Raw genomic sequence first — 24568 nt, 5'->3', positions numbered from 1 at the left:
AGGCGGAAGATGTTATCCAGGATCTTGGCGTTGTTCGGCTCCTGCTCGAACTTCACCAATTGATTGTCCACGGTGTCCAGGCTCTCGCTGGTCTCCGTCAGAAACTCCCGCAACAGATCATCCATGAGCTACGCCTTACTGACCTGAACCTGGACTTCGACGCCTGAGCCATTCTTGGCACGGACGGAAGCCCTCCTCTGGATCGTTAGACAACCCCTTTCACAGTCCCGTTAATTTCATCCTCCGTGCTAATACGGATATTGAAGAGAAGTTTGGGATTCGGCGGAATGCAGCAACGCTTTTCGGCAAATCCGGCTGCGCGCCGCAGCGGCGGGGGGCATGCGGTGAACGCGCCGACAACAACGGGGCGAAGCGCGCGGGAAAGTCCTGCTCGTGAAAGACCATAGGACCGGCATGCGGAACGTTGGACCGAGCCGCCCGCAAGCGGAAGCGCGCTCGCACTCCCGGCTTCGCGTTGTCGCCGCGAGCGGCAGGATCCGCGTTTGCGGTAAACGAACGGTTACCTCGCCGTCATGGCGGCCGAAGCCGCGCTAACCCAACCGTGCGGCCATGCCGCCGTCGGGACGATGCTCCGCCAGGCAATCGTTGATGGCGGCGAGCAGCGCGTGCGGCGTGAACGGCTTGCGCAGACAGCGTGCGGCACCGAGCTCCAGCGCCGTCCGGAGGAAGTCGGGTGCAGGCGAATTCAGATTGGAAAAAGCGTAGCCGGACATCGCGATCAGCGGAACGACCGGCGCGCGCTCGTGGAAGATCCGGATCGATTCGAACCCGCGCATGTGCGGCATGAAGATATCGACGATCATCAGGTCGAACTGTCCATTTTCGAGCGCGCGCAGTCCGGCTTCGCCTCCATCGGCAATCGTCACTCGAAAATTGTTGCGCTGAAGATAGATCTCGATGGCCATGCACACCATCGGGTCGTCGTCGACGACGAGAATATGGGGTTGAAACGCGGTCCTCTCGTGAGCTTCCGGCTTCGGCGATTCAATCATTGGACAGCGCTTCCTCCTTCGCCTTCAATCAAGAGAGGGATGGTCGCAAAACGTTATTGGCGAACCGAGGAAAACGGAGACGACGGAAATGAGCTGCGCGGTCATCGCGCGCCAGGGTTCAGAGCAATGTTGGATGATCGTCACGCGTTCGACGGACGAGGCGGCGCGGGTCAACCGGCGTCCGATGGCAGCACGGATGCAATGCTTCCGGCTCATGAGGCCCCCTTACCGCTTCTTCCTGCATGCCCCTGCAGGAGACGCGCTCCGCTCACGAGCGAGTCTACGCCCTTCTCATTTCCATTTCGGCCGCAAATCAGATGGTCTGTCTGCCCTCTAACGGGTATAAGGACGCAGTTACAACCTTTACAATAGTATCTGTTCGCCGCGCAACTGAACGACGAACGCCCGCAGAATGTTCCCGTCGCACCCGCCGGATTTGAACTGCATGACCGCGAGCGCACCTCCGCCCAATCAGCTGCTGCAATTGCTCGACCCGCCGGCGTTCGATCTGCTGCGTCCGCATCTGGCGACGGTCGAAATGGTCAGGAAGTCTGTCTTGGGTGAAGCGGGTGCCGCGCTGAAACATGTCTACTTCCCGCATGCCGGATCGGTCTCGATCACAGTGGGCCTGTCCGACGGTCAGATGATCGAGATTGCGATGCTGGGCCGCGACAGCGTCGTGGGTGGCGGCGCCGCGCTGACTGACGGTATCGCGCTGTCGGACGCGGCCGTGCTGTTTCCCGGTACCGCTTCCGTGCTGGAAATCGTGGCCTTCCGTTCCGTCGCCGCCGCAAGCGCGTCGTTTCGCGAGCTGATCATCCGTCAAGAGCAGTCCTTGCTCGCGCATGCGCAGCAGTCGCTGCTCTGCAATACGCTGCACCCGGTCGAGGCGCGGCTCGCGCGCTGGCTCTTGCGCGCCCGCGAGCTGTCCCATGGTGAAATCCTGCCGCTGACCCAGGAGGCGCTGGCGCAGATGATCGGCGTCCGGCGAAATGCCATTTCGTTGGTAGCGCATGACCTTCAGCGCGCCGGCATCATCCACTACAGCCGGGGCCACATCGAAATCCTCGATCCGCGGGCGCTGCAGGCGACGTCCTGCGAGTGCCATGCGACGGTGAAGCTCTACCATCTCCGCCTGTTGGGAGCAGTGCCGTGACGATGGCGGGCCATCAATTGTGGGGCGGCATGAACGCAGCATCCGGGAACGACCGTCGGGGCGGACATCTTGTCCCAATTGCCAACATATCCCACGGGGAACATGATGGAAGCTGCTGCGCCGCACGTGATTTTGGGCATCGCGCGTTCAATCGGCATGGACACGGGAGGCAGCTTTGGAAACGATGGTGCGCTCGTCCAACGGTTTCCTGTCCGCACTTCCGGCAGACGATTATGAATTGATCCGTCCGCACCTGCGAACAGTCGATCTGCCCCATGACGCCGTGCTGGTCGAGACCGGCGAGACGCTGAAGCGCGCCTATTTTCTCCACCGCGGCGTCATCTCGCTGGTGGTGAAGCTCGCCAAGGGCGAACACGTTCAGGTCGCCATGATCGGCCGCGACAGCTTGCTCGGAACGCTCTCCACCATGGGCGATGCGTGCGCGTTGAACACCGCCCTCGTGCTGATTCCAGGCCTTGCGTCGGTGATGGATCTCGACCGGCTGCGGATCGCCGCCGACCAGAGCAGCACCCTGCGCACCTTGCTGACGCGCCACGGGCTGGCGGTTTACGCCCAGGTCCAGCAGACCGCGGGCTGCAACGCCGCCCATCCGGTGGAGGCCCGGCTGGCGCGCTGCCTGTTGCACACGCATGACCTGTCCGGCGATTACCGGCTGCTGCTGACCCAGGAGGCCATGGCACAGATGATCGGGGCGCGGCGCAACAGCGTATCGCTGGTCGCCAATACGTTGCAGCAGGCCAATTTCATCCATTACAGCCGTGGGCACATCCAGATCGTCAACCTCGACGGCCTGCGCCAGACGGCCTGCGAATGCTACGCCATCGTGAAGGCGCAGTACGACCGGCTGCTCGGCGCGCACTGACCCCGCTCGCATGGTGAACCGCCGGCTAATGCCGGCCTGCAAACACCTCATGTCCCGCTACCGGAACTGAAATTCGAGTGCCTTAGAGAAGGGTTACCCTCGCGCCGGGACGTGCCGCGCGACAGATGACCCGTGATCAAGGCAGCAGGACCATGTTTGACGTCACCGTCGCGCCCGCGCAGAAGGCGCTTGATGCCGAGCCCGCGCGCGAGCCGCGCGCATACGAAGCGCTGGTGCGCGAGATCGGCGAGGACGGCGCCCGTGACGTGCGCGAGGTGTTCTGGAGCGAGACCTCCGCGCGCCTGCAACTGTTCCGGACGCTTTCGCTCGCGCAGCACCATGGCAGGATCGCGCGCGAAGCGCATTCGCTGAAGAGCGCGGCCGGAACGTTCGGCTATGTCAGGCTCGCGGCGCTGGCGCTGACGCTGGAGCAGACCGCGGAGAGACTCGGCGATGTCGAATTCCGCGATCTGCTGGACCTGATGGATGCGGCCTATGTCGCCGCGCGCGCGCAGGAGCCGCGCTGACCACTCACGCGTGTATTCCCGCCGTACTTCTACGGCTTGGGATTTTTAGAGATGGCTAATCATAGGTGGCGATAGTCGCGGCAAACCAGGAGGGTTTTCCATGTTCACCTTTGAGACTGCGGACCAGAAAGAGGTTCGCCGCTTCCGCATCGCACAGTTCAACGGCCGGATGGCAACGGTGAAGGCTGGCGACTCGACGGTGACGGGCTTTGTGCGTTCGGTGCTGGAGCAGGAATCGAGCATGCCGCCCCGCTGGACCATCACGATCATCCCGAACGAGCCGAAGGAAGAGATCAAGCCGCTGCGCCCCGCCTCGCGCGCGCGCCCCTTCGCCGAAGACTATTTCTGAGCGCGACCGGGTTTCGCCGAGCCCGGGCCGCCACCGGCGGCCCCCTCAGTCGATTGAATGCAGCAGCGCCGCGCGGACCAGGTCGGCGGTGTTGCGCGCACCGAGCTTGCGCATCGCCTCGGCACGATGGCTCTCGAAGGTGCGCGGACTGATCTGCATCCGAAGCGCACCCTGCTTGTTCGAGTATCCTTCGCTGATCAGCCTCAGCACCTCGCGCTCCCGTTTGGTGAGGCGCTTCTGGCCCGACAGGCCGAGGAGCTCGGCGCTCGGCACGCGCGGGGCTTGCTGTGTGCGCAGGGCCTTCGTGTCCGTGTCCGCGACGCTGGACGGGACCGGCAGGCCGCCCTTGTCGGGGCCGGCAAGCTGCTTGACCAGGCCGCAAACGCGCTCGGTCTGTGCCAGCGCATTCTCGACCACCTGCTGCAAATAGGCACGGTCGCCGGTCACTGGCGCGAGCTGATCGCTGTGATGCTTGATCTCGCCCATGTAGAGCAGCAGCGCAGTCAGGGGGCCGTTGAGCTCGCGGGCGATGGCAGCGGCCATTTCGTCGGCTGCCTTGGCCCGGGCGGCGCTCAGGCGGACGAAATCGAGCTCTTCAGCTGGCGCAGCGCTGCTGTCGTACCATTCCGACGGCCGCGAATCGGTCGCCGTATCATTCTGTGACCCCATGTCACTCATCTAGCGGAACCGGGGGCGGTCTGTGGTTAACTTTTTGCTCCGTAAGACTACGGTGATTTCGGCAGTTTTGCGCTGAAATGGCGGCGCCGGCACAATTTGTGCTTGTGCGGGATTGCGGCCGCCCCCGCGAAGGTTGAATTCCAGCCGTTTCCCGTAGCAAGGCGGGCCATATTCGCCCAGGCCCGACCCCGGGCCCCCGGTTTTTACGGAATAATTAACGGCGACTTGCTTCTCTTGGCGAGGTTGAGAGCGCGCAAATGCCTCCACGCATTGGGCCTGCACGCCCGCGGGAAATGCTGCAAAAGATTGCGTGCCATGAACGAGATCGATCGGCTGTCGGAATTCTTGCAGAGGCTGACGCCGCTGTCGCGCAGCTGTCTGCTCAGCGAGCTCGAGCGGCTCGAGCTGTGCGGCATCGACATGCCGGGTTCGGGCGACATCCAGTCCCGCTTGCGCGCCGAATTCCGCAAGGACGGATCGACCCAGGCGCGCGCCACCAGCCCTTCGCGCTATTTCTTCGCGCCGCTCGAGCTGCTGCTGATCGACGGCGCGCCCGAGCACGCCAACATGGGACGGATCTCGCGCAATACCCTCACGCCGATCTGGGAATGGATCTGCCGCGACCTGCTGCCGACCATGGCACGCGACTACATCAAGGCGATCAACGAGCAGGTCGCCGTGAACAACCAGAAGGAGGTCCTGAAGATCGCCTCGACCTTCCAGACCAAGGTCGTCAAGGTTCTCGAGAGCACCTTCGCTTCGGCTGACAGCACCGAGTTCGCACGCGGCAAGCTCGCGCAATACACGGCCTCGCGCAGCGCCTTCGACGACGTCAGGAAGATGCTGCATGTGCTGCGCGCCGGCGATGCGCTGCCGAAGTTCAACGAAAAGCTGCCCGAGAAGATCGCGAGGTTCGACGATGGCCAGGTGGTTCAGGTCACCGCACAGCTCGACGCCTTCAAGAAGGCCCACCCCGAGGCACTGCCCTTCGCGCTGGCGCTGGTGGCGAGGCGCCTGACGACGTCCTGGCAATTGGTGCGTCTCGCCACCAAGGCTGCCGCGAGCAAGAGCGCCAGTGATGTCGCCGCCGCGCCCTATGCCTGCGTCGTGCACATGGTGCTCGACCGTCTCGACGACAAGCGCCTCGCGCTTCGTATCGCGCTCCGGCACAACCGGGTGCTGATCGCCCGCGACCTGCTCGCCGAGATCTACGACACCGAATATGCGCTCAAGGTGCGCATCGACGGCATCGAGCATTGCGAATGGGGCGTCCGCCTTCAGCAATTGATGGACGCGATCGCGACCTTGGTCTCGGCCGAGGTGAGCCGCTTCCCGTCCAATGTCGGCCACATCCTCGGATCGCGTCGATTGCGCAGCCACGACACGCTCTCGGGCAAGCTGACTTATCTGGCCTGGAAGGGACGCGACGTGGTGCAGGACGGCGCCGCGGCGTTTCGCAAATTGATCGGGCAGAGCTGATCTTGCGCCTATTGCGCGCGCGGCAGGCACAGGAAGCGATCGAGAAATCGCCCTGACATCACGATTCTGAACCACCAGTAAATCATTCGCCGTGTCGTCATTGTCGCGATCCTCGACAGCCCACCACCGGCTGCGCGGAGCAATAGCGCAAGTGCGGCAATACGCGTGTGATCTGCTTCACATCCGCGGCCGCGTTGTCGCAGAACCATCGCGAGCCGGGTCCTTCAGCTTCGCTGTCGCTCGCCACGCACCAGCATCGGGCGAATCTGACCGCACCACCGCGGACGACGCCGTCCTGTTCACCGTCCTTGTCGAGCGCCGCCGGCCGCGGCTTCCGAAGGAGCGCCTACGATTAATCTTCCGATGCATCGATTATGCCTCGAAAGGGCACACCGCCTCATCGCCGCCCGCGTCCGTCGATGAACAGGCGCTATCGAGATCGCGTGCGAGAGATTTTGCAAACGCTGGCGCGTCGTTGCGCCTGCGGTGCCAGGGTATGCAAATTCTTTTCGAACAGATCGTCGAAAAATTAGCTCGAGTTGCAGGGTTTAACGTTACTCAAATAATTCAACAACGAAGTGATGCTCTCCTTATTTGAACCCACGCTCGCCGTTTATGAAACCGTCACGGAACGGGAGTGGTGCAAATGAACGATGGGATGGTTGAACTCGTCGGCCGGAGGCCTGTGACCTTCGGACGACGAAAGGTGACGCCGCGAGCCTGCGTAGCCGACAGCAAGCGTCACTTGCGCGCCTTCCTCAGCGAAGTGCTCGAGGATCTTGGCTTCGTCACCAGCGAATGCGCCAGTGCGGACGAATTGCAGACGGTGCTCGCCACCGAATTGCCGGATCTGATCCTGCTCGGCGTCGCCACCGACGGCATCGAGCCGGGACGGTTTCTGGAGATATTGGTGCGGGAGGCCTTTGCGGGGAAGGTTCTGGCGGTCGGCGCGCGCGAATCCATCGTCGTCAGGGCCGTGCGGCAGGTCGGCGAGGAATATGGCCTGGCCATGCTGCCGCCGCTGACCACGCCCTTTGCCGCGGAGACGCTGCGCGAGCGGGTGGCGATGCTGCTGCCGGAGGAACCGGCGCCGAGCCCGGCCGTCCATGTCGGCGAAGCGCTGCATGCCGGCTGGCTGGAGCTGTGGTACCAGTCAAAGATCGACGCGCGCACGCTGGTCCGCAGCGGCGCCGAGGCGCTGGTGCGGATGCGGCATCCGACCTGGGGCGTCGTGCCGCCGGCCTATTTCATTCCGGAGCCGCACGATCCGCATCTGCGCGATCTGTCGGAGTTCGTGATCGACCGCGCCATGCGGGACTGGCACTATCTGCTGGAACAGCAGAGCCCGGTCGATCTGTCGATCAATCTTCCCGCCTCCTATCTCAGGGAGCCGCAGGCGGTGCGCGATCTCTGCCGCCGCGTGCCGACGCATCCGGCTTTCGGCGGCCTGACGGTCGAGATCGACAGCGAGGAGGCGATCCGCGACCTCGATCTCCTGACCGAGGTCGCGCGCGAGGTCGGCCTGTACAATATCGGCCTGTCGATCGACAATCTTGGCGCCAACTGGCCGGCGCTGATGGAGCTGGACCGAATTCCCTTCGTCAAGCTGAAGGCCGACCGCCAGTTCGTCACCGGCAGCGGCAACGATCGGCTCAAGCGCACGGTGTGCCGTCACATCGTCGAGCTCGCGCAGGGTTATGGCGCGCGCGCGGTGGCGCAAGGTGTCGAGAGCCGCGCCGACCTCGTCGCCGCCAACGAGCTCGGCTTCGACTTCGTGCAGGGCTTCCTGTTCGGCAAGCCGATGCCGTTGAAGAAATTCGCCCGCTCGACGCTGACGAAAACCGTGATGGAGTGAGCTCGTTCGCGGCTCCAACGTCGATCGACGCAGCCGCGAACCGTCAATCTCCCCCGCGTCCGCGGCAACAACCTAAAGCGCGATGACGATCCTAACCGCATCGCGCTTTGGTGCCGGACGCCGCGATCGAGATGCTCGCCTCGGCACGCGCGAGGTGAATCGCGAAGCCCCGCGCCTCGGGAGGCTCGAGTCCGGCGTGGAGCTGCATGCTCGGAATCAGGTAATCGCCGCCGTTCTGGCGCCGATAGGGAATGGGCGAGCCCGTCGCAAGCGTCTTCATCCTCTCCCGCAAACGTTCGGCGGCCGCCTCGAATCCGGCTTCGTCGAGCTTGTCGGCCTTGTAGACGACGAAGGGCGGAAGCACCGCATATCCCGGGTAGTAGAGAATGCCGTGATGAATCGGAAACAGCAGATCGTCGATCGGCCCGTTGATTCCGCGCGCCGAATAATGCTCCTGCCAGCCGCCGGCCGTCACGATCAGCATTGCACGTTTACCGGCTAGTTTGCCTTCGCCATAACGGTCGCCCCACCGCTTGTCGCTGTGCTCGCCGACGCCATAGGCGAAGCCGTAGGCGAACACGCGGTCGACCCATCCCTTCAGGATCGCCGGCATGCTGAACCACCACAGCGGGAATTGCAGAATCAGGACGTCCGCCCACAGCAGCTTCTCGATCTCGCCCTTGACGTCAGGAGTAAGCGTGCCCGCCTCGAAAGCTTGCTTGGATGCAGCGGCGGGCGCGAGCCGTGCATCCGCTGGCAGCGAGGGGAAGTCGGCGCGATCGACGGCCGACGTCCAGCCCTGGGCATAAAGATCCGACACAAGCACGTCGTGGCCCTGCGCCTCCAGCTCTCTGACGGCAACATCCCGCAGCGAGCCGTTGAGCGAACGCTGCTCGGGATGCGCAAACACAACCAACACCTTCATGATCAGCACCCATTCGTTGAGGATGTCACGCAGCTAGCGCGGCGGAGGGCGATCCGGTAGATATCGGCAATGAATAGGATTGTGCCGAAAAATGGATAGATCGGAAGTCAGCCTCGAGCGGATGCGAAGCTTCGTGAGGGTCGCCGAGCGGGGAAACCTGTCGGCCGTCGCACGCGAGCTTGGCATGGGCCAGTCCAGCGTGACGCGGCATATCCGAGAACTGGAGCACGCCGTGGGCGTGCCGCTGCTGACGAGGACCACGCGCAGCGTGACGATGACCGAGGAGGGTCGTCGCTACTATGCCGATTGCGTTCAGATCCTGCGCCTGGTCGAGCGCGCGGCCGATGAGGCACGCAGCACGCGCGGCGCGCCCGCCGGCATGGTGCGGATATCGTGCACGGCGGCGTTCGGCGTGCTCCACGTCAGCCGCCTCGTCTTTGCCTTCCAGGATCGTTATCCCGACGTGTCGGTGGATCTCAGCCTGACGGACGAACGGATCGACCTCGTGAGGGAGGGGGTCGATGTCGCGCTCCGTCTGGGGCCGCTCGCCGAGAGTTCGATGAAGCGCAAATCCCTGGGTCAGTCGCACCGCGTGCTCGTCGCCGCACCCGGCTATCTCGCCGAGCGCGGCAGGCCCGCGCGTCCGCAAGAGCTCGCCCATCACCAGGGAATCAGAATGTCCAACATCGCCGGCAGTGATGTGCTCGTGCTGCAAGGACGCCGCGGCGGACGCCATGAAGTCCCTTTCGCAGGGCGGTTGCGCGTGGATCACGGACTTGCGGCGCGAGAGGCGCTCTCGGCAGGTCGCGGCATTGCGCCCACACATCTCTGGCTCGTCGACGATCTTCTCGCGACCGGCAAGCTTGAACGCGTGCTTGCGGACTATTCGCCGCCTCCCGTTCCGCTCAACATGCTGATCGTGCCCGAGCGATCCGGTGTCGCGCGGGTGCGGCTGCTGGTCGATTTCCTCGCCGAGACGATCGCGCGAATCCCAGGGATCGAAAAAGCCTGATCGGCCTTGTTCTCACGCAAATCGCCGCGCGAAGAAGACGCAGGCGACCACGAGCATGGTCGCGGCGATCATGCTCCAGGCGACCGGCTCGTGCAGCAGAAGCCCGGCGAGCGCGAGGCCGAAGAACGGCTGGAGCTGCTGCAGCTGGCCGACGCGCGCGATGCCGCCGAGGGCGAGGCCGCGATACCAGAAGATGAAGCCGACGAACATGCTGAAGATCGAGACGTAAGCGAGCCCGATCCAGGCGGGCACGCCGACGCCGCTCCAGGATGGCGGCCAGGTCAGGAGCGCGACCGGGATCATCAGCGGCAGCGCGAGCAGGAGCGCCCAGGAGATCACCTGCCAGCCGCCCAGCCGGCGCGACAGCGCCGCGCCTTCGGCATAGCCGAGCCCGCACAGCACGATTGCGGCAACCATCAAGAGATCGCCGGTCAGCGAGACCGATCCGTCGCCGGACAAGGCGAAGCCCGCCACCGTCGCGCTGCCGAGACCGGCGAACAACCAGAACAGCAGCTGCGGCCGCTCGCCGCCGCGCAGCACGGCGAAGATCGCCGTCGACAATGGCAGAAGGCCGATGAAGACGATCGAATGCGCGGACGTGATGTGCTGGAGCGCGAGCGCGGTCAGCAGCGGAAAGCCGACCACGACGCCGACGGCGACGATGACGAGGGAAGCGAGATCGTTGCGCTGCGGCCGGGCCTGACGGAGCAGGCCGAGCACGGCGAGAGCGATCAGCGCCGCGATCACCGCGCGCACCGACGTCAGGAACAGCGCAGAGAAGCCGCCGACCGCGACACGCGTCGCCGGCAAGGAGCCGCTGAAGATGACGACGCCGAGAAGTCCGTTGCCCCAGGCGCTGCCCGCAGATTGCATGTCCGTCCCATTCTCTGGAGGCGCGACTCTCGGCCTTCGGCGGTGGCGGGACCAGTGACAATCCAGTACAATCTCGCAGAACTGTGTGGGTATGGAAGGTCATACACTTTGGCCAGCGAGGCGCAAACCAGAGGCCGCAGCGGCACGCGGACCATCGACGTGATGAGCGCGATCCGGGCCAAGGTCGCGGGCCGCGCGCTCGGTGCCGGCGACCGCCTGCCCTCGATCCGCAGCCTCGCCGCGGCGATGGACGTCTCGCCCTCCACGGTGGTGGAAGCTTATGACCGCCTCGCAGCCGAGGGCCTGATCCGCGCCCGCCGCGGCTCGGGCTTCTATGTCGCGCCGACGATGATGCCGCCGCTTGCGCTGGCCGAAGCCGGGCCGCGGCGCGACCGGGAGGTCGATCCGTTCTGGGTCTCCAGGCAATCGCTCGACGCCGACGCCGCCGTGTCAAAGCCCGGCTGCGGCTGGCTGCCGCCGGGCTGGATGCCCGAGGCCGGCTTGCGCCGCGCCGTCCGTGCGCTGGCGCGGACCGAAACGCATCTGCTCACGGATTATGGCAGCACGCGCGGCGGACCTGTGCTGCGCCGGCTGCTGCTCGCACGCCTTGCCGAGGATGCGGTTCCCGCCTCCGTCGATCAGCTCATGCTGACGGGCTCGGGCACGCAAAGCGCCGATCTCGTCTGCCGCTTCCTGCTCCGTCCCGGCGACACCGTGCTGGTCGACGATCCCTGCTACTTCAATTTTCGCGCGCTGCTGCGGGCGCATCAGGCCAGGATCGTCGGCGTGCCCTATACATTGGCGGGCCCCGACGTCGCGCGCTTCGAAGAGATCCTCGGCACCGAGCGTCCCAGGCTCTACATCACCAATTCGGCCCTGCACAACCCGACCGGTGCGACGCTGTCGCTTCAGACGGCGCACCGGCTGCTGACGGCGGCCGCCGCGCACGACCTCACCATCATCGAGGACGACATTTTCGGCGACCTCGAGCCGGAGCGCTCGCCGCGGCTTGCCGCGCTCGACGGGCTCAATCGCGTGATCCGCATCGGCAGCTTCTCCAAGACGCTGTCGGCCTCGGTACGCTGCGGCTACATCGCCGCGCGGGCCGACTGGATCGAGCATCTCGTCGACCTCCAGGTCGCAACCAGCTTTGGCGGCCCGAGCCCGGTCGCGACCGAGATCATCGCCAACGTGCTGGCCGGCGGCGGCTATCGCAAGCACATGGACGAGCTCCGGCAAAAGCTCGCGAGCGCCCGCCGGAATGTCGCGCGAAAGCTTGGGGCAATCGGCATCGAACCCTGGCTGATGCCGCGTGGCGGATTCTTCCTGTGGTGCCGCCTTGCGGGCGGCCAGGACGCCGCCCAAGGTCGCGCGCGCGGCGCTCGAGGACAATTTGGTGCTGGCGCCCGGCAACGTGTTCAGCGTGTCGCAGACCGCCTCGCACTTCATGCGCTTCAACGTGGCGCAGATGAACGATCCCCTTGTGTGGGACGTGCTGCGGCGGGCGCTGAAGGCAGCCGCGAAATGACGGGGCCTAAAGCATGATGTGGGATGAAGCTCGATTGCCGCGATGACGGAGGTGCACTCCCTCTCCCGCTTGCGGGAGGGCAATCGCATATGAGGGCACCGACAGTACCCACAGCGTCATGGCCGGGCTTGTCCCGGCCATCCGCCTTTCCACGCAGCAAAAAGAACGTGGATGCCCGGGACAAGCCCGGGCATGACGACTTCTGCTGAATGTTCAAACGCGATTGCCCTCTCCCGCATGCGGGAGAGGTGAACGTCCCTGCGGCAATCGGTTCAACCGTAAGCCACGGCGCTCTAATACAGCGGCTCCTCGTACACCGGTGCGCCGTCGAGCAGCAGCCGCTTGATGGCGGCGCGGCCTGAGGGCAGCACGGCGGCGACGATACGCAGCTTCTGCTGGTTGCGGGCCTGCTCGAGCTTGCCGCCCTCGCCTTCCGGCACGAAATAGCTTTCGAGACCGTATTTGATCGTCAGCTTGTCGCAGAAGGCGCGGAGGTTCGATCCGCAGGAATAGCTGACGCGGCCGCGGATCAGCACCTCGCGCGCGCTGACCGGCACCGGCTCGGCATGCGCGGAAACGGCCGTGTAAAGGCCCTCGGCATTGGGCGCGAGCTTGACGAACACGATCGGATTGCGGGCGTCAGCCGGCTTGCCGGCGAGCGCGCCGGCCGGCACTTCCGAGATGTCGTAGCGGAGCACGACATAGTCGCCGCGCAGGAGATCGCGCGGATCGACCGGCTGCGTCTGCAAGGTCACCTCGACCCCTTCGCGCAGGATCTGCACGCGGTCGGCGACCATCAGCATCAGCAGCAGGCATTGCACCAGGACGGCGACACCGAACAGCACGGCTTTCGGGATACGCTGCCAGAGCGCCGAGACGGACGTGATCAGCTGGCTCATCGTGCACTCCTCGGCAGCGCGCGGTTGAGCGCCGTTGCGAACGCGACGGCGACGACACCGGCCGCCGCCAGGAACGCCGAGCGGGCGAGCAGCGAGCCCTTCACCGCCCAGGTGATGCCGGCAATCACGCCGGCGATGCCGAGCCAGCCGGCGACGATGCGCGGACGGACGTCATCGAGCACGCCGGAGACGACGAGGCACAGCATGGCGCAAAGCAGCGCGGCATAAGCCAGCCACGGCTCGCCGGCCGGGGCGACCGGCCAGACCGGCGCGGCGAGCAGCACCAGCCCGATCGCGCAGGCGGCAAGGATTTCACCTTTGCGCTTGGTGAGCGTGGCGGAGACGAGGGCGAGGATCACTCCCGATGCTCCGCACAGGATCGCCCACAGCGGCTGGCCGGACGCTACGCGCGTCGCCCGCAAGTGAATGATGTCGTCGACCGTCGTCACCTCCAGGAAAGCGACAGCGGCCAGCGCGAACGCACCGTAGATCGACAGCACGCTGCCAAGCCGCTGCGCCCGCGGCGAGGACATCGCGGCGATCGCGAGCCCGGCGCCGAACAGCAGGGCAGCGCCGTTGGCGAGCACGAAGGACGGCTGGGCGCCGTCGAGCTCGAAGCGCAGCGAGGTCGCGATCCACCACGGCAGCACCGCGAGCGCGACGAGATGGGCCGCGACGCGGGAATTCCACGCAAAGGCAAGGCTTGTTGCGAGCAGCCAGACCGGCACGAACGAAAGATGCAGGACGTCTGGCGAATCGTAGCTCCGCATGCAGGTCCAGATGCTGGCGGCGACAAGGCCGACCGTGAGCGCCCCGCGCGAGCCGGTCAGCAGCGCGGCGGCGAAGGCACCGATCGACCACAGCAGCATGCCGCCGGCAAAATCCTCGCCGAGATGATACATCTGGCCGACCAGGGCGATGCCCGCGCCGAAGATGATGGCGCCGATGCTGGCGCAGAGATCGGCAAGAACGTCGCGGCCCTTTGCGGCGAACCAGGCGCCGAGGGCACCTGTTACGACCATGCCCGCGATGAGGATCGCAAACCGCAGCAGCCGTGCGATCTCGGTCCAGTGCGCGGCGACGAAGGCCAGGAACGCGGCCGCGATCAACAGGCCGCCGACGATGCCGACGACAACGGCGATGTTGATGCCCGCAGGCAGCGGCGGCAGCGCAGTGCGGATGGCAGCGGCCGACGCCGGCGCAATCACGCCCTCGGCCTCCCATCGCGCCAGATCGGCTTCGAGGCGGTCGCGGTAGGTCTTGTCGAACATTGGGGTGTGGTTACCTCGGTCCCGCCGGAGGGCGGGGTAGTGCTGGGTCGAATCCCGCCGGTGGCAGGTTCAATCTATCATCGTCCCGGCTGTGGGGTAACGAGTTGTCGGTTGCCGTGCAGCGCCTCCGCTCACGAGGCTGCGGTCGCATGACGACTAGTTCGCCTTGATACCGGCCTCGCTGATGAGCTTGCCCCATTTCGCGCTTTCGTCCTGAATGAACCGGGCGAACTGTTCGGGCGACATCGGCGCAGGCTCCGCGCCGAGCGTCCTGATCTTCTCGGCCACCGACGGGTCCTTCAGCGCCTTCGTGAAGGCCTCGTTCAGCCGGCCGATGATATCGGCAGGCGTGCCGGCGGGAGCAACGAGCCCGAACCAACCAACAGATTCGAAGCCCGCAATGCCGCTCTCCGCGAGGGTCGGCACATCGGGCAAGGACGAAAGGCGGCGCGCTGAGGAAACACCGATCGCGTTAAGCTTGCGCTCCAGGATCAATTGCCGCGATGCCGGGATATCGAGCACCGCGAACGGAATATGGCCCGCAAGAACGTCGACCGTCGCCGGTGCGGTGCCGCGATAAGGGACCAGCTCCATCGCGATTCCGGTCCTGTGCGTGAACAGTGCGGCTGTCAAATGCATCGCAGTCGAATTGCCGCCATGTCCAATCGACAGTGCGCCCGGCTTGGCCTTGGCCAGCGCGACCATTTCGGCCATGTTGTGCGCGGGAATATTGGCGGCGGCGACGAGCACGAAAGGGATTTCGGCGAGCAGGGTGATGGGCGCGAGATCTTTCAGCTCGAACGGCATCGACGAATTAAGATACGGGTTGACCGTCAGCGCACCCGCCGGCGCCACGCCGAGCGTGTAGCCGTCCGGCTTTGCCTGCGCGACCGCGGCCATGCCGATGTTGCCCCCTGCCCCGGCGCGGTTCTCGATCACCAGTCCCTGCTTGAGCTCGGCGGCGACCAAAGGTTCGAGCGCGCGGATGACGGTGTCGGCGCTGCCGCCGGGCGGAAAGGTCACGATGATCTTGATCAATTGCTCCGGATAGGCTGCCTCCACGGCCCCCAGCGGTAGCCCGACGAAAGTCGCGGCCGTCAGCACGGCCAGGATGCGGCGCCTTGCAATGCGAAACACGTTCTCCTCCTCGATGCGTTTTGTGCGCCACCTGGCGTTGTCGTCAGGCAGCTTAATATTCTTTACGCTGCCGCGCCGGTGAGTCGCGCCAACAAGCCCAGCGCATCTTCGGGCGCCGCCTGCCCACGCCAGGCGATGTGCTGGTCGGGCCGCACCAGCACCAGCTTTTCGGCATAAGCCCCGTTTGCCTCATCCGGCGCGACGTCGACCAACGCCAACGGCATTCCACGTGTCTCCGCTGCGGATCTCAGCGCTGCCACTCCGATCGCCGGGTCGAACCGCAACAAGGTGTAGCCGATCCCGAAGGCGTCGTAGAGCGATCGTCCGTCGCGCAGGAACAGATGCGGCGCGCGGGCGCCCGGCACGGTGGAAGGCGTGAAGCTTCCCATCGTGTAGGCCGGAGGCGTCTCGCCGTCATAGGCGATGATCGGCGAGGCATCGTAGTAGTAGCCAAAATTCAATCCCGCGCAGCAATATTGCTGGACGTTGAGATCGTAGGCCGCCCTTGCCAGCGCGGCGCGTGCTGCTTGGCCGCGGGGCGTGTCGTCCTCGATCTCCGCCGAGACGCCGCCGCGCTGCGCCATCATCTTCATTGCGTGGTCCATCGCAAAGCGCGACACCTGCTCGGTGATGGGCTGCCGCTCCGCTTCATAAGCATCGAGGATCGATGCCGGCGCCCAGCCGTTCAGATGCGCCGCCAATTGCCAGCAGAGGTCGACGGCGTCGGCGATGCCCGCATTCATGCCATAGCCCGCATAGGGCATCCATAGATGCGCGGCGTCGCCGCAGATGAAGACCCTGCGATCGCGGAAGCGATCGGCCACCAGGCGCCGCCCGACCCAGTCCTCCTTGCTGAGCACACGATATTCGAAGCGCTCGTCAACGCCGAGGATGGCGCGAATGGACCAGTCGCGATCCACCGAGTCGAATTCGGGCTCGTCGGGCTTGAGGTGGTTGTGGATCAGCCAGCGATCGTGACCGTCGATGGCAACGGTGGTGCCGGAGCGCCGCGGGTTGAGCGAAAGCACCATCCAGGCTGGCTTGTGCGCGCCCATCAGCTCCTTGAGCTGCGGCGCCTCGATAAAGGTCGATTGCACGCGCTGGATCACGGGCGTGCCGGACAGGCTGGCGCCGATCGATTTGCGAACCAGCGAGCGGCTGCCATCGCACCCGATCACGAAGCTGGCGTCGATGCGCAGCAAGCTTCCGCTGTCGAGGTCGCGCGCCAGCGCGACCACGTGATCGTCATGCTGCTCGATCGACACGACTTCCGTGCGCGCGAGAATGGTGATGCGCGGCTGCGCGGCGGCATGGTCGAACAGGATCGGCTCGAGATAGACCTGGTTGATCCGGTGCGGCGGCTCGGGCGTCGGCCACCAGGTATCGGGGCCGCCGGTCGCGCTGTAGCGTCGCGCGCGCGAGGGAATATCGATGCGGCAGAGCTCGATGCCGGTCGCTGTGGTCCGATAGGAGCAGTCGTTGGGAAAGTCCGCCGGGAGTCCCGCCTCGCGCAGCCTGGCGGCGACGCCGAGCCTTCGGAAGATCTCCATCGAGCGCGCCGAGACGTGGTTGCATTTGACGCTAGGTGGATCGCCGGCATGGCGGATCTCGGCGATCACGACGTCGATCCCGCGCGAAGCCAGATCCATGGCCGCGGTCAAACCCACGGGCCCGCCGCCCACGACCAGCACCTGTGTCCTCATGCTCGTTTCATCCCCTAGGCAGCCGCGGATTCGTCATCCACGCAGCATGCATTTTATTGCAGGATCGTTTATGAGGTAAGACAGAAAGAACTCATCAATTCATGAGTTTTGGCTATGAATGTCACCTTGCGGCAGCTACGGACCTTCACCGGCGTGTACCGCACGCGCAGCATCACGCGGGCGGCGCGCGAGCTCGGCATCACGCAATCGGCGGCGAGCCTATTGATCCAACAGCTCGAGAGCCAGCTCGGCGTTAAACTGTTCGACCGCTCGACGCGGTCGGTGCAACCGACGCTGGCCGCCCATGAAGCATTTCTCGCCGCCGAACGGATGCTGAGCGATGCGCTGAGCCTGTCGCGGCGCATGCGCGACCTCGCGCATGCGCGCGCCGGTCGCGTCGCGTTCGTCGCCTCAGCCGGCGCCGCATCGGCGCTGCTGCCCCTGGTGCTCGCGAGATTCCGCACGACCCATCCCGACATCGAGATCGACATGCGCGATGTCGCTGCCGACGATCTCGTGCCGCGCCTGATCGCAACCGACGCGGAATTCGCAATCGGCAGCGTGGAAGGCGAGGTCGCGGAGATGACGATCGAGACGCTGACGCGCGGGCGCTTGAGCGCAATCGGCCGCCGCACCACCGAATTCGCCTCGCGGCGTTCGCTCACATGGGACGAGCTGGCGCAGCTGCCTACGATCGCAATGCGGCGCGAGACACGGATCCGGATGCAGATTGATCAGGCGCTGGGCGCGCAGGGCAAGCGCCTCTCGCCAACCTATGAAGTGATGCTGATCAACACCGCGCTCGCCATGACGGCCCAAGGCCTGGGCCTCGCCATCCTACCCGCGACGATGCTGCCGGCCGACCAGTTTCCGACCCTGATCGCAAAGCCGCTGGTGCGCCCGGCCATTACTCGACCGGTGTCCCTGCTGCAGCGGCAGGGCCGAACGCTGTCGCCGGCGGCGCAGGCGTTCGTGGCGACGGCGCGAGCGGTGCTCACGGAGCGATCGGGGTGAGTTTCGCCGATATCAGGCTGATCCTGACGGGATCTTGTTCGGCACAGTCTGATCAATGGCGGAGAGGGAGGGATTCGAACCCCCGATAGGCTTGCACCTATGCCGCATTTCGAGTGCGGTGCATTCAACCACTCTGCCACCTCTCCTGAAGGCGCCATATAGAGGCAGGGCCCCTGTGGTTGGGGGCGTTAATAGGCGAGGACGGCGGGCCAGACAAGGCGCGAAAGGGGAAAATCCGCTGCCTCTTTTCGCCCCTCGCCCCGGCCTCGGGAGGAACTGCAATGGAGCACCTGACGATCCCGGCCAATGGCGCCGATTTCCACCTGGTTCGCGCTGGAAGGGGCAAACCGCTGCTTTTGCTGCATGGTTGGCCGGAATTCTGGCTGACCTGGGCGCCGGTGATGGCGCGCCTCGCCGACCGCTTCAGCCTGATCGCGCCGGACCTGCGCGGCTTCGGCGACAGCGACAAGCCTGACGGACCTTACGGGCCGGACGGCCATGCCGCCGACATGCTGGCGCTGATGGACGCCCTCGGCATCGAGCGATTCGGCGTGGTCGGCCATGACGTCGGCGGCGCCGTGATGCAGCCCTTGGCCCGGCAGGCGCCTCAGCGGCTCGCCGGGCTGTTCTTGTTCGATTTCGTCTATCCCGGGATCGGGCCGCGCATGGCGGCGCCCGATCGGCTCAATCACATCTGGTACCAGTCCTTCCACCAGATGGAGATGGCGCCGGCGCTCATCGGTGCGAGCCGGGAGAGCTGCCGGCTCTATATCAGCCATTTCCTGAAGGGCTGGGCGCACCGGAAAGACGCTTTCGACGACGTGCTCGACGCCTTCGCCGACAATTTCTTTAGAGACGGCAACCTCGCCGGCGGCTTTGCGCATTACCGGGCCTCGCATGCCGGACGGGTCGCGATGATGAAGGGCGAAGCGCCCAAGCTGCCGCCGATCGCGGTGCCGACCTGCGTGCGCTGGGCCGAGCACGATCCGCTGTTTCCCTATGCGTGGACCGACCGGCTTGGGGAGACGTTCAGCGCGCTCGATCTCAAGATGTTTCCCGGCGTCGGCCACTTCCCGCATCGGGAGGATCCGGATCGCGCCGCCGCGGAGATCGCGGGGTTCTTTCGGCGGGTGGGGTGGAGTTGAGGTCTGTCCGAGCGGGCACTCGATCAGCACCGTTTGCTGGGCTACCCCTCTCCCTGGCCCTCCCCCGCAAGGGGGGAGGGAACGCATCTTTCGTGGAGCGGGAGTCTTGGCTCAAATCATCATGCTTCGAAAAACGGGGTGGGACCGCCAGACGCGGTAAACACTGGCGGTCCCGGTGCCGCTCATTGAAATTCTGGCCAGGAAGGGCGGCTTCGCCGGCCAGGCGAGGCGACGATTCGACCCTAGCGTGCGGCGGCAGGTGCGCAACGCAATCCGGTCCTTAACCTAACCGGTCAAGGTTACTCCTTGTCCGCCTTGCTCTTTTTCTTCCCATTCTCCGTGGAATCCCGGTCCTTGCCGTTCTCCTTGCGGCGGTTGGTGAAGCGGGCATTGCCGAGGCCGGTGCCGATGGTGAGCACGCCCCAGCGCTCGATGTCCTGCATGAACGGCACCTCGGAGAGGCCCTGCACCACGCCGTCATTGTGCATCAGGATCGCGGTGTCGTGCTCGCCGATCTGCGGGATGCCCTCGAGCAGGCTCGCCGGCAGGTTGAACTTGCTGCTCTCCCAATTGCCGGGAAGATTCTGCGCGCCCTTCTCGATCGAGCCGTCGGCGTTGATCACCCCGGGGCAGGCGATGCCGATGAAAGGCGCGAGCTTGAAGCCGTCGGTCTCGGCTGCGGTGATCAGCCCCTTCAGCATCTTGGTCAGCCGCTTCACCGCGCCCTCGCGCGTCGGCTCGTCATCGGCATGACGCCACAGCTCGGATTTCACGACCCTCGCCTTCGACAGGTCCTTGGCCTTTTTCCAAGCCGTTTCCACCAGGCCGCAGCGGATGTTGGTGCCGCCGATGTCGACGGCGAGGATGCTGTCATGGGCCTCGAAGATCCACGACGGCGCCAGATGCAGCGCGCCGACCAGGCCGGCTTCGTCGGGGTGATGGCGGATCGGCATCATGTCGATCTTGAAGTCCTCGGATTTGAGGATGATCTCGGCGCGGGCGATCGCGAGCTCGCCGAGCCGGGAATCGCGGAAGCCGCCGCCGACCACGATGCGCTCGGTCTTGGCCCAGGCCTTGGTCTTGAGGAAACGGCGGGTGACGTAAGCGAGCTCCTGGGCGAAATCCTCGATCGCGCTGTGCACCAGCGCGGAGGCCTCGGTGTCGTCGCCGACCAGAATGGCGTCCAGCGTCTTCTTGCTGATCTCGTCCGAGGGCTCCTTGCCGAACGGGTCCTCCCCGGTCTTGCGCAGCGGCTTGCGCCAGCGGTCGAGGATGTCGCGGAACGCGCCCTTGCTGGCGCGGTCGCCGAGGAAGCCGTCCTCGTCTTTCATCTCGATGTTGAAGCTGTCGATGTCCACCGACGGCAGCCGCTCGGCGCCGTGATGGGCGATGCCCGTCGTCTTGACCAGTTCGTCCGTTGCCATGGGAGCCCTTGCCCGCTTACCTGTTCCGGCCGGGACAACGGCGGGGGAACCGGTTTGTTGCAAAGCCGATCGAGATTCGGCTGAAGGCCGGCAGCACGGCCAAATCCTTCAAATCCGGGCGCTTTTCGCCCGCTTTTCCTTGACTCCTGGCATTTGGCGGCTATAAGACCCACAGCCGGCGCGGGGCGTTTCTCGCGCCGCTTGTTTTTGCGTGGGTTTTCAAGGGGATAAGCCCCACCCGCACAAAACGCAGATAAACCCGTAGCGACTGACAAAAAGCCGGCCCGGACAATCCGTCGCGAGGCCGGGATTGAACACGGAGAAAGAACGATGTTCGCAGTCATCAAAACCGGCGGCAAGCAATACCGCGTCGTGCCGGATGATGTTCTCGAAGTAGGCAAGATCGAAGGTGAAGTCGGCTCGATCGTGCAGTTGAATGAAGTTCTGGTGGTCGGCGGCGACACGCCGGTGCTGGGCGTTCCGACGGTCGCAGGCGCGTCCGTTGCGGTCGAGGTGCTCGACCACAAGCGCGGCCCCAAGGTCATCGCGTTCAAGAAGCGCCGCCGCAAGAACTCGCGCCGCAAGCGCGGCTATCGCGACGAGATCACGGTTCTCCGCGTCAGCGAGATCCTGACCGACGGCGCCAAGCCCACCAAGGGCCCGCGTCCGAAGAAGGAAAAGGTCGCGAAGGAGCCGGCAGCGGAAGCCGCCGAATAAATAAAATCGATCACGCCAGTTCACGAATTGATGCGTGAGAGATTTTGAAATGATTCCGTCAAGGAATTGACCTAGACATACGCAGGATTTCGGAGACGAGCCATGGCTCACAAAAAAGCAGGCGGTTCATCGCGTAACGGACGCGATTCCAAGGGCAAGCGCCTCGGTATCAAGGCGTTCGGCGGGGAGGTTGTCACTCCCGGCAACATCATTGCGCGTCAGCGCGGCACCACCTGGCACCCCGGCCTTAATGTCGGCATGGGCACGGACCATACTCTGTTCGCCAAGATCGAGGGTCGTGTTGCGTTCCAGGCCAAAGCCAACGGCCGCACCTTCGTATCGGTACTCCCGATCGCAGAGGCTGCTGAATAGACGGTGGATCAAATGGAGTCCGCCGGTCCCGACTGAACCGGCGGAGTCCAGATCATCGCGATCGAAGGCTCCAGGGGAGGCGGGAAACCGGCCTCCCCTTTTCTTTTGACTTGCTCACTTTGACTTAGTGACTTTCACGGAGCCGGACATGTTGCAGGATTTCTCGAGCGTGACCTTGGCTGAGGCGAGACCCAGCGTCGTCGCCACCGAGCGGCTGACCTTGCGGCGGCCGACGCTGGCCGACGTCAGGACCATCGCCCGGCTCGCCAACGACCGCCGCGTCGCGGAAAACACCCGCCGCCTGCCGCATCCCTATTCGCAGGACGACGCCGTCGAGTTCATCCGCGCCACCGCCGCGCTCGGCAGCGAGACCGTGTTCCTGATCGAGCACGATACCGTGCCGGTCGGCATGGTCGGCATCGACTGCTCCACATCAGGCAATGCCGAGCTCGGCTATTGGCTCGGCGTCGAGCATTGGGGCCAGGGCTTTGCCACCGAGGCGGCGCGCGGCGCGATCGACTTCTTCTTCGAGGAGTTCGAGGACGAGCATCTCCATGCCGGCGCCCGCGTCACCAACCCCGCCTCGCGCAACGTGCTGGAGAAGTGCGGCTTCCAGTGGAGCGGCGTGCAGCTGCATCGATTCCTGGCGCTGGGCTCCTCGACGCCGGTCGATTGCTTCCGCCTGTCGCGCGGCGTGTGGGCCTCGCTGAAGAGCTGGAGCAGCGCAAGACGGGCGAGGTAGGGCAAAGGCAAGAGCTGCTTACCCTCCCCTGGAGGGGGAGGGTCGATGCGCATGCAGCGAAGCGGAATGCGCAGCGGGGTGGGGTGACAGTCTCTCCGCACGAAACACGACCCGAGTTGAGAGATCACCCCACCCCGCTCGCGCTTCGCGCGCGCGACCCTCCCCCTCCAGGGGAGGGTAAGCCTCACGCCGGCGGGTTCACGTCGGCGCTCTCGCGCCCCAGATCCCGCTCGCGCAGATAGATGTAGAACCCGGCGCCGATGATGATCGCCGCGCCGACGAGCGTGGCCATCGACGGCACGTCGCCGAACACGACGAAGCCGAAGATCACCGCCCACACGATCATCGAATATTGGTACGGCACCACGACGCTGGCCGGCGCCAGCTTGAGCGAGCGGTTGACGCAGAACAGCGCGGTGACCGAAATGACGCCGGCCAGCGCGAAAAATACGAGGCTGCCAGGTGTCGGCGGCACCCAGTTGAAGGCCGACAGCACGGCGCCCAGCGAGAACGTGCCGACGAATTGCGAGGACGCCATCACGATGTCGGGCGTCTTGCGCAGGCTGCGCGTGATCAGCATCAGGGTCGCAAACGACAGGCTGCCGCCGAGCGCGATCAGCGCCGGCAGGCTGACGGTCTGGGCCGACGGCCGCAGCGCGATCAGGACGCCGCTGAATCCGATCAGGATCGCGGTCCAGCGCCGCCAGCCGACCTTCTCCCCTAGGAAGATTGCCGACATCGCGGTGACGAAGATGGGGCCGGCGAGATAATAGGTGATGACGTCGGCGAGCGGCAGATAGACGGTCGCGAGGAAGAAGGCGGCGACCTCCAGCGTCGACAGCACGACGCGGAACAGCTGCAGGCCCGGCCGCTCCAGACGCAGGAACTGGTGACGCTGCTTCCAGATCAGCGGCGACAGCAACAGCAGCGCCGCGCAGGCGCGCAGGAACAAGAGCTGCCCCACCGAATAAGTCCCGACCAGGAACTTGCCCATGGCGTCGCCGAACGAGAACATGAAGATCGACAGCACCATGAGCGCAATGCCGGCAAGGCGCGCCGAACGGTCGTCATAGGCGGAGAGATTCTTGAAGAGGGGCATTGCAACGAGTTTCGAATGTGGGACTCGTCATTGCGAGCGCAGCGAAGCAATCCAGACTGTCTCAGCGGCGGCAGTCTGGATTGCTTCGTCGCTTCGCTCCTCGCAATGACGGGGAGAGAGCGTCAGGAATCGGCCGATAGGGTCGCTTGCGGTCGTTTTAATGACGTGGCCGCGCCGGACAAGCCCGCCACGCCGAATTGAACGGATTGTCGCACTCTTCGCGCCGCGGTAGCGATAAGCCGATCCCTAGCAGAGAGCACTGGCATGGCCGATTTCGATCCCTCGCAGCATCGCATGATCCCCACGCAACGCTGGTTTGAGGATTTCGTCGTCGGCGAACGCTTCGTGCTGCCGAGCCGCACCCAGACGCCGGCGATCTTCGCGGCGTTCCAGACCGCGAGCGGCGACACCCATCCCGTGCACTACGACGTGGAATATTGCCGCAGCCGCGGCATGCCGCATCTGCTCGCCCACGGTTTCCAGACCCTGATCCACACCGCGCCCGGCGCCGGGCTGTTTCCGTTCATGGTCGAGGACTCCCTGGTCGGCTTCCTCGAGCAGTCGAGCCGGTTTCTCAAACCGGTGTTCGCGGACGACACGATCTATCCGGCGCTCGAGGTCACCGAGCTGGTGCCGGGCCGCACGACCGGCGCGGTGACGCTTCGCAGCACCGTGTTCAACCAGCGCAAGGAGCTGGTGCTGGAGGGGATGCAGAAATTCCTGATCCGGAAGCGGCCGACAGGTTAATCACGGGACCAGAATCGCCG

23 protein-coding genes, 1 tRNA gene and 1 pseudogene are annotated in these 24568 nt (G+C 65.1%); 14 read left to right on the top strand and 11 right to left on the bottom strand.

Annotated features, from left to right (window positions below; genetic code table 11):
• Positions 1-551: 551 nt before the first annotated feature.
• Positions 552-1013: a response regulator gene (locus tag AC066S_RS30470; RefSeq protein ID WP_478271376.1), complete on the bottom strand. Its 462-nt coding sequence runs from the start codon at positions 1011-1013 to the stop codon at positions 552-554.
• Between the two features lie 445 nt (positions 1014-1458).
• On the opposite strand from AC066S_RS30470, the gene AC066S_RS30465 reads away from it, so the two are divergent.
• The 4 genes from AC066S_RS30465 to AC066S_RS30450 all read left to right on the top strand — a co-directional run bounded on the left by AC066S_RS30465 (position 1459) and on the right by AC066S_RS30450 (position 3928).
• A complete protein-coding gene (locus AC066S_RS30465) occupies positions 1459-2169 on the top strand; it encodes a Crp/Fnr family transcriptional regulator (protein WP_478271375.1) in 711 nt (236 codons plus the stop codon).
• Positions 2170-2353: 184 nt separating this feature from the next.
• A complete protein-coding gene (locus AC066S_RS30460; RefSeq protein ID WP_205680545.1) occupies positions 2354-3052 on the top strand; it encodes a Crp/Fnr family transcriptional regulator in 699 nt (232 codons plus the stop codon).
• Positions 3053-3204: 152 nt separating this feature from the next.
• Entirely contained in the window at positions 3205-3579 is a 375-nt protein-coding gene (locus AC066S_RS30455) for an Hpt domain-containing protein (RefSeq protein WP_478271374.1), read from the top strand.
• Positions 3580-3679: 100 nt separating this feature from the next.
• Positions 3680-3928 carry a hypothetical protein gene (locus tag AC066S_RS30450; RefSeq protein WP_126261247.1) on the top strand — a complete coding sequence of 83 codons (249 nt, stop codon included), beginning with the start codon at positions 3680-3682 and terminating at the stop codon, positions 3926-3928.
• A 45-nt stretch (positions 3929-3973) separates the two neighbouring features.
• Here AC066S_RS30450 and AC066S_RS30445 read toward each other — a convergent pair whose 3' ends face one another.
• Entirely contained in the window at positions 3974-4597 is a 624-nt protein-coding gene (locus AC066S_RS30445; protein WP_126261248.1) for a helix-turn-helix domain-containing protein, read from the bottom strand.
• A 324-nt stretch (positions 4598-4921) separates the two neighbouring features.
• Here AC066S_RS30445 and AC066S_RS30440 point away from each other — a divergent pair, with 324 nt between their 5' ends.
• Both AC066S_RS30440 and AC066S_RS30435 read left to right on the top strand, forming a co-directional pair.
• Positions 4922-6085 (top strand): hypothetical protein, encoded by a 1164-nt coding sequence (locus AC066S_RS30440; RefSeq protein ID WP_126261249.1) that lies wholly within the window; start codon positions 4922-4924, stop codon positions 6083-6085.
• Between the two features lie 646 nt (positions 6086-6731).
• Positions 6732-7940 (top strand): EAL domain-containing response regulator, encoded by a 1209-nt coding sequence (locus AC066S_RS30435; protein WP_126261250.1) that lies wholly within the window; start codon positions 6732-6734, stop codon positions 7938-7940.
• A 91-nt stretch (positions 7941-8031) separates the two neighbouring features.
• On the opposite strand, the gene AC066S_RS30430 is transcribed toward AC066S_RS30435, so the two are convergent.
• Complete coding sequence (locus AC066S_RS30430; RefSeq protein WP_478271373.1) at positions 8032-8865, bottom strand: NAD(P)H-dependent oxidoreductase; 834 nt, start codon at positions 8863-8865, stop codon at positions 8032-8034.
• Positions 8866-8956: 91 nt separating this feature from the next.
• Here AC066S_RS30430 and AC066S_RS30425 point away from each other — a divergent pair, with 91 nt between their 5' ends.
• Positions 8957-9877 carry a LysR family transcriptional regulator gene (locus tag AC066S_RS30425; RefSeq protein WP_478271372.1) on the top strand — a complete coding sequence of 307 codons (921 nt, stop codon included), beginning with the start codon at positions 8957-8959 and terminating at the stop codon, positions 9875-9877.
• Between the two features lie 12 nt (positions 9878-9889).
• Here AC066S_RS30425 and AC066S_RS30420 read toward each other — a convergent pair whose 3' ends face one another.
• Complete coding sequence (locus AC066S_RS30420) at positions 9890-10750, bottom strand: DMT family transporter (RefSeq protein ID WP_478271371.1); 861 nt, start codon at positions 10748-10750, stop codon at positions 9890-9892.
• Between the two features lie 162 nt (positions 10751-10912).
• On the opposite strand from AC066S_RS30420, the pseudogene AC066S_RS30415 reads away from it, so the two are divergent.
• Positions 10913-12278 (top strand): annotated as a pseudogene (locus tag AC066S_RS30415) (aminotransferase-like domain-containing protein).
• Between the two features lie 293 nt (positions 12279-12571).
• Here AC066S_RS30415 and AC066S_RS30410 read toward each other — a convergent pair.
• The 4 genes from AC066S_RS30410 to AC066S_RS30395 form a co-directional block, all read right to left on the bottom strand.
• Positions 12572-13177: a GDYXXLXY domain-containing protein gene (locus tag AC066S_RS30410; RefSeq protein WP_478271370.1), complete on the bottom strand. Its 606-nt coding sequence runs from the start codon at positions 13175-13177 to the stop codon at positions 12572-12574.
• Positions 13174-14448 (bottom strand): DUF2157 domain-containing protein, encoded by a 1275-nt coding sequence (locus AC066S_RS30405; RefSeq protein ID WP_478271369.1) that lies wholly within the window; start codon positions 14446-14448, stop codon positions 13174-13176. The genes AC066S_RS30410 and AC066S_RS30405 overlap by 4 nt, the downstream gene beginning before the upstream one ends.
• Before the next feature lie 156 nt (positions 14449-14604).
• Positions 14605-15585 (bottom strand): Bug family tripartite tricarboxylate transporter substrate binding protein, encoded by a 981-nt coding sequence (locus AC066S_RS30400; RefSeq protein WP_478271368.1) that lies wholly within the window; start codon positions 15583-15585, stop codon positions 14605-14607.
• A 62-nt stretch (positions 15586-15647) separates the two neighbouring features.
• The gene (locus tag AC066S_RS30395) at positions 15648-17288 is read right to left on the bottom strand and encodes an FAD-dependent oxidoreductase (RefSeq protein WP_478271367.1); all 1641 of its coding nucleotides are present in this window, start codon (positions 17286-17288) and stop codon (positions 15648-15650) included.
• Positions 17289-17402: 114 nt separating this feature from the next.
• Between AC066S_RS30395 and AC066S_RS30390 the strand changes: the two genes are divergently transcribed.
• Positions 17403-18302 (top strand): LysR family transcriptional regulator, encoded by a 900-nt coding sequence (locus AC066S_RS30390; protein ID WP_478271366.1) that lies wholly within the window; start codon positions 17403-17405, stop codon positions 18300-18302.
• A 56-nt stretch (positions 18303-18358) separates the two neighbouring features.
• Here AC066S_RS30390 and AC066S_RS30385 read toward each other — a convergent pair.
• Positions 18359-18448 (bottom strand) — tRNA-Ser (locus AC066S_RS30385).
• A gap of 135 nt (positions 18449-18583) precedes the next feature.
• Here AC066S_RS30385 and AC066S_RS30380 point away from each other — a divergent pair.
• Positions 18584-19447, top strand: coding sequence for an alpha/beta fold hydrolase (locus tag AC066S_RS30380; RefSeq protein ID WP_478271365.1), 864 nt, complete (start codon positions 18584-18586; stop codon positions 19445-19447).
• A gap of 299 nt (positions 19448-19746) precedes the next feature.
• Here AC066S_RS30380 and AC066S_RS30375 read toward each other — a convergent pair whose 3' ends face one another.
• Positions 19747-20871 (bottom strand): ROK family protein, encoded by a 1125-nt coding sequence (locus AC066S_RS30375; protein ID WP_478271364.1) that lies wholly within the window; start codon positions 20869-20871, stop codon positions 19747-19749.
• Positions 20872-21201: 330 nt separating this feature from the next.
• Here AC066S_RS30375 and rplU point away from each other — a divergent pair, with 330 nt between their 5' ends.
• The 3 genes from rplU (at position 21202) to AC066S_RS30360 (ending at position 22702) form a co-directional block, all read left to right on the top strand.
• Positions 21202-21588 carry a 50S ribosomal protein L21 gene (rplU, locus tag AC066S_RS30370; protein WP_126261262.1) on the top strand — a complete coding sequence of 129 codons (387 nt, stop codon included), beginning with the start codon at positions 21202-21204 and terminating at the stop codon, positions 21586-21588.
• 102 nt (positions 21589-21690) lie between these two features.
• Positions 21691-21960 (top strand): 50S ribosomal protein L27, encoded by a 270-nt coding sequence (rpmA, locus tag AC066S_RS30365; protein ID WP_024338898.1) that lies wholly within the window; start codon positions 21691-21693, stop codon positions 21958-21960.
• A 148-nt stretch (positions 21961-22108) separates the two neighbouring features.
• Complete coding sequence (locus tag AC066S_RS30360; RefSeq protein ID WP_478271363.1) at positions 22109-22702, top strand: GNAT family N-acetyltransferase; 594 nt, start codon at positions 22109-22111, stop codon at positions 22700-22702.
• 184 nt (positions 22703-22886) lie between these two features.
• Here the strand turns inward: AC066S_RS30360 and AC066S_RS30355 are convergent, their stop codons facing one another.
• Complete coding sequence (locus AC066S_RS30355) at positions 22887-23801, bottom strand: DMT family transporter (protein ID WP_478271362.1); 915 nt, start codon at positions 23799-23801, stop codon at positions 22887-22889.
• A gap of 264 nt (positions 23802-24065) precedes the next feature.
• Between AC066S_RS30355 and AC066S_RS30350 the strand changes: the two genes are divergently transcribed.
• The gene (locus AC066S_RS30350; RefSeq protein WP_478271361.1) at positions 24066-24548 is read left to right on the top strand and encodes a MaoC family dehydratase; all 483 of its coding nucleotides are present in this window, start codon (positions 24066-24068) and stop codon (positions 24546-24548) included.
• Positions 24549-24568 lie beyond the last annotated feature (20 nt).

The organism is Bradyrhizobium sp. CFUWI, assembly GCF_056429085.1.
The sequence above is the reverse complement of the archived record's forward strand: the minus strand, read 5'-3'. Positions and strand labels throughout refer to the sequence as shown.